Here is a 4,310-nt window from a genome sequence, read left to right as displayed (position 1 = left end):
CGCCCCCCCCCCCACCACGTCACCGGCCGGCGGGGTCGATTCCAGGTACACGCCACGGCCGTCGATCGGGGTGACCTGACCGGCGTTGTACTTGTCCAGCAGGCCGTACTTCTGGCTGACCACGAAGTCTTCCTGGCCGTGGCCGGGCGCAGTGTGCACCGCACCGGTACCGTCCTCGTCGGAGACATGGTCGCCGTTGAGCACCAGGATTTCGCGCTCCGGGTAGAACGGATGCGCCAGCAGCTGGTTTTCCAGCGCCGCGCCGGTGGTTTCACCGTGCAGCACCACTTCATCCACGCCGTAGCGCTGCAGCGCGCGCTCGGCCAGCGCGGCGGCCAGCACCAGCCAACGGCGCTTGCCGTTGTGGGCCGGGCCTTCGGCCAGCACGTAGTTGATCTCCGCGCCCAGCGAAACGGCCAGCGAGGCCGGCAGCGTCCACGGCGTGGTGGTCCAGATCGGCACGGCCACTTCGACGTCAGCCGGCACGCTCACGCCGAACGCCTGGCCGATGGCCTGCGCATCGCGCGCGGCGTAGGCCACGTCGATCGCCGGCGATTCCTTTTCCTGGTACTCGATCTCGGCTTCGGCCAGCGCCGAACCACAGTCGAAGCACCAGTACACCGGCTTGGCGCCACGCACCAGGTGGCCGTTGGCCACGACCTTGGCCAGCGCACGGATCTCGTTGGCCTCGAAGTCGAAGCTCAGGGTCTTGTACGGGTTGTCCCAGTCACCGGTCACGCCCAGGCGCTTGAAGTCCACGCGCTGGATGTTGATCTGCTCTTCGGCGAACTCACGGCACTTCTGCCGGAATTCAACCGCGTCGAGCTTGGTGCCGACCTTGCCCCACTTCTTCTCGACCGCGATCTCGATCGGCAGGCCGTGGCAGTCCCAGCCCGGCACGTAGGGCGCATCGAAGCCGGCCAGGTAGCGCGACTTGACGATGATGTCCTTCAGGATCTTGTTGACCGCGTGGCCGAGGTGGATGCGGCCGTTGGCGTACGGCGGGCCGTCGTGCAGCACGAACAGCGGGCGGCCGGCGGCGTTGTCGCGCAGCTGCTGGTAGAGCCCCTGCGCTTCCCACTGCGCCAGAATGCCCGGCTCGCGCTTGGGCAGGTCGCCGCGCATCGGGAATTCGGTGGCTGGCAGGTTCAGGGTGGTCTTGTAGTCCTGGCTCACGCAGTGGCTCGCAATCTATGTTCGGAAAGGATGGCGCGCGCCTGTTCGGCGTCGCGGTGCATCTGGTCGGTCAGTGCCGCCAGATCATTGAATTTCTCTTCGTCGCGCAGCTTGGCGACGAACTCCACGTCGATGTGGCGGCCATACAGGTCGCCCTGGAAATCGAACAGATGCGCTTCCAGCAGCGGCTCCACGCCGTCCACCGTCGGCCGCGTGCCGAAGCTGGACACCGAGGGCCACGGCTGGTCGAACACGCCGTGCACCCAGGTCGCGTAGATGCCCGACAGCGCCGGGGTCTTCGGGAAGCGCAGGTTGGCGGTCGGGAAGCCCAGCGTGCGGCCGAGCTGGCGCCCGCGCACCACCCGCCCGCTGATCGCGTACGGACGGCCGAGCAGGTCGCCGGCACGGGCGAAGTCGCCGTCCTGCAGCAGCTGGCGGATGCGGGTGCTGGAAATGCGCTCGCCATGCAGGTCCACCGCTTCGATCTCGCCGGCGCTGAAGCCCAGTTCGGCGCCCATCTTCTGCAGCAGGGCCAGGTCGCCACGACGGCGGTTGCCGAAGCAGAACTCCGGGCCGATCCACACTTCGCGGGCGCCCAGCCGATGCACCAGCAGCCGCCGCACGAAGTCCTCGGCCGGCATGGCGGCCATCGCCGCGTCGAAACGCAGCAGGCCGATCGCATCGACGCCGAGCTCGCGCAGGATCTCGACCTTGCTGCGCGCCAGGGTCAGCCGCGGCGGCGGCGTGCCCTGGGCGAAGAATTCACGCGGCAGCGGCTCGAACGCCACGGCCACCGCGGCCACGCCCAAGGCGCGCGCGCGGGCGACCGCGTGGCGGACCAGCGCACGATGCCCCAGGTGGAGGCCGTCGAATGCACCGATACAGACCACGCTTCCGTTGGGGAACAGCTCCCCGCCCTCGACGCTTCTGAACAGCCTGCTCATCAACTCTCGTTCCGGCCCGACCGGGGCCGCCGCTTCAATGGTGTAACCCTGAAGTATAGCCGCCACGGGCCGCGATCAATGCCCGCGCAGGTCGCGCGGGCGGAAGCCCATCGCCACCATCGCCAGCGCATAGGTCGCACCACCGCCACCGACCAGCACCGCCAGGGCACCGATCCGCTCCCACACGCTCATCGCCGAGAAGCCCGGCAGCCAGTACAGCAGCGCCAGCAGCACGCCGACCATGGCCAGGCAGGCCAGCAGCAGGCGCAGCAGATAGCCGCCCCAGCCCGGGCGGCGCTGGTAGACATCGGTCTTGCCCAGCCAGTACCAGAGCAGGCCCAGGTTCAGGTAACTGGACAGCGCACTGGCAATGCCCAGCGCCAGGTGCAGGCCCGGCTGCTTGCCGATGGCCGCCATCACGCCCTGCGCCTTCAGTTCGTCCGGCACCATCACCTGGTACAGCACGGCCAGCAGGGCGAAGTTGAACACCATGTTGGCCACCAGCGCGGCGATACCGGCGCGCACCGGGGTCTTGGTGTCCTGCCGCGCGTAGAACGCCGGCAGCACCACCTTCAGCAGGGCGAACGCCGGCAGGCCGAAGCTCAGGCCGTACACCGACAACGCGGTCATGCGGGTATCGAAGGCACTGAACTGGCCGTGCTGGAAGATGGTCGCGATCAGCGGCTCGGCCAGCAGCAGCAGGCCGAGCATGGCCGGCACCGAGATCAGCAGGGTCATGCGCAGGCCCCAGTCCAGCGAGCGCGAGAAGCCCTCGCGGTCGGTGCTGACGTGGTGGCGGGCCAGCGCCGGCAGGATCACCGTGCCCAGCGCCACGCCGAACACGCCCAGCGGCAGTTCCAGGAAGCGATCGGCCAACGACAGCCAGGACTGCGAGCCGTCGGTCAGCTTGGCCGCGATGACCGTGTCCAGCAGCAGGTTGATCTGCGCCACCGAGGAACCGAACAGGGTCGGCACCATCAGCGTCATCACCTTGCGCACGCCCGGATGGCTCCAGCCCCAGCGCGGCAGGGTCAGCAGGTTGATGCCCTTCAGTGACGGCAGCTGGAACAGCAGCTGCAGGATGCCGGCGGCCAGTACCGCCCAGCCCAGCGCCAGGATCTGCTTCTCCGGGGTGCCGCCCAGCCGCGGTGCCAGCCACAGCGCGCCGGCGATCATGCACAGGTTGAGGATGACCGGGGTCAGCGCCGGCATCGCAAAGCGCTGGAAGCTGTTCAGCGCGCCGCCGGCCAGGGCGGTGAGCGAGACGAACAGCAGGAACGGGAAGGTCAGGCGGAACAGGTCGACCAGCAGGCCCTGCTTGACTGGATCGGTATCAACGCCGCTTGAGAAGACCGAGGCCAGCTGCGGCGCGAAGATCAGCGCCAGAGCGGTGACCAGCATCAGCACCCCACCCAGGGTGCCGGCGGTGCGCGCCATCAGTTCGCGCAGCTCGGCATGACTGCGAGTTTCCTTCACTTCCGTGAACACCGGCACGAAAGCGGTGGCGAAAGACCCCTCGGCGAACAACCGGCGCAGGAAATTGGGTACCCTGAAGGCGACCCAGAAAGCATCAGTGATGGCGTTGGTGCCGAACGTGGTGGTCACCACGAAGTCCCGGACAAGTCCAAGGACGCGCGAGACCATGGTCATGCTGCTGAACGACAGCAGGCCCCGCAACAACTTGGGTGAACTCACTCAGCGTCCCTCTTGACAATCGACTTGACGTGCATTTCTTACGCCATCATACTAGCTAGCTTGCTGTTCCCATAACACCGATTTTTTCAGGAAACCACCACCGTGGCCAATATCAAGTCCGCCAAGAAGCGCGCCAAGCAGACCGTCGTGCGCAACGCGCGCAACGTGGCTCAGCGCTCGATGCTGCGCACCGCTGTCAAGAAAGTGATCAAGGCGCTGGACGCCAACGATGCCGCCGGCGCCGAAGCCGCCTTCGCCGTTGCCCAGCCGATCCTGGATCGCTTCAGCGCGCGTGGCCTGATCCACAAGAACAAGGCTGCTCGCCACAAGAGCCGCCTGAACGACCGCATCAAGGCCCTCAAGGCCGCCTGATCCGGCGTTGCCGCCCTGCCCTTCGGGGCTGGGCAGCAGACAAAAGCCCGGCCTCGGCCGGGTTTTTTGTTGCCTGCAATCCGCCCCATGTAGAGCCGAGCCCATGCTCGGCTGCTGTTCGCA

General features: G+C 67.4%; 4 protein-coding genes. 1 reads left to right on the top strand and 3 read right to left on the bottom strand.

What is annotated here, in order from left to right; genetic code table 11:
* From QRO93_RS19335 to murJ, 3 genes are all read right to left on the bottom strand, one after another.
* A partial coding sequence (locus QRO93_RS19335; RefSeq protein WP_285304327.1) for a class I tRNA ligase family protein occupies nt 1–1,176 on the bottom strand: 1,176 nt, incomplete at its 3' end.
* Entirely contained in the window at nt 1,173–2,120 is a 948-nt protein-coding gene (locus QRO93_RS19330) for a bifunctional riboflavin kinase/FAD synthetase (RefSeq protein WP_053449120.1), read from the bottom strand. The genes QRO93_RS19330 and QRO93_RS19335, both read right to left, overlap by 4 nt.
* Before the next feature lie 75 nt (nt 2,121–2,195).
* Entirely contained in the window at nt 2,196–3,800 is a 1,605-nt protein-coding gene (gene murJ / locus QRO93_RS19325; RefSeq protein WP_180879540.1) for a murein biosynthesis integral membrane protein MurJ, read from the bottom strand.
* 117 nt (nt 3,801–3,917) lie between these two features.
* On the opposite strand from murJ, the gene rpsT reads away from it, so the two are divergent.
* On the top strand, nt 3,918–4,187 hold the full coding sequence (gene rpsT / locus QRO93_RS19320; protein WP_005408560.1) for a 30S ribosomal protein S20: 270 nt from the start codon (nt 3,918–3,920) through the stop codon (nt 4,185–4,187).
* Nucleotides 4,188–4,310 lie beyond the last annotated feature (123 nt).

The sequence above is a fragment of the Stenotrophomonas maltophilia group sp. Smal17 genome (assembly GCF_030237045.1).
GTDB lineage: Bacteria > Pseudomonadota > Gammaproteobacteria > Xanthomonadales > Xanthomonadaceae > Stenotrophomonas > Stenotrophomonas forensis.
The sequence above is the reverse complement of the archived record's forward strand: the minus strand, read 5'-3'. Positions and strand labels throughout refer to the sequence as shown.